The 444-nt window shown below is 55.9% G+C and carries 1 protein-coding gene; it reads right to left on the reverse strand.

Translation table 11 applies throughout. From position 1 onward, the window contains the following. Positions 1-157 precede the first annotated feature (157 nt). Positions 158-444, reverse strand: a 287-nt coding sequence (locus AC1D0P_RS29705) for a DUF4334 domain-containing protein (RefSeq protein ID WP_477680012.1), incomplete at its 5' end; no start/stop codon positions are given.

Consider the following 444-nt stretch of genomic DNA (forward strand, 5'->3'; position numbering starts at 1 on the left):
GTGACAATGCAGATCCAAGCGCAAAAGCGGACAGGGCGCTCAACCCTTCTCGGGGAGCGCCCTGCCAGACCCGGAAGATCGCGCGACAGAACAAACTGCTCGCCACGCAATCATCAAAACGGGTTATGAGCGACAGATAATTGTCATCCGGTCGCTTTCAAGCCTCAATGACACGTTCGAGTTCGAAGAAGTAGATTCGCTCGTCGCCCCTCATCGTCATGGCTCCCATGACTCTCTCTTCATCGATTCGCCGGAAATGATCGACGATCGGCTGGTCATCATAGGTCATGGCGGCACTTTCGATGCCGTCAAACGCCTTGATGTTCAGGGAAGCGACTGGCCCCATCGCCCGCAGCCGGCGCTGCAAATATGAAAACAGGTTTCTGGCTATAGGCGTCCTGCCAAACTGGTGGAAACGGAGCGCTAGGCTGAGCGGTATCCATC

Source organism: Polaromonas sp. P1_G2, assembly GCF_056405515.1.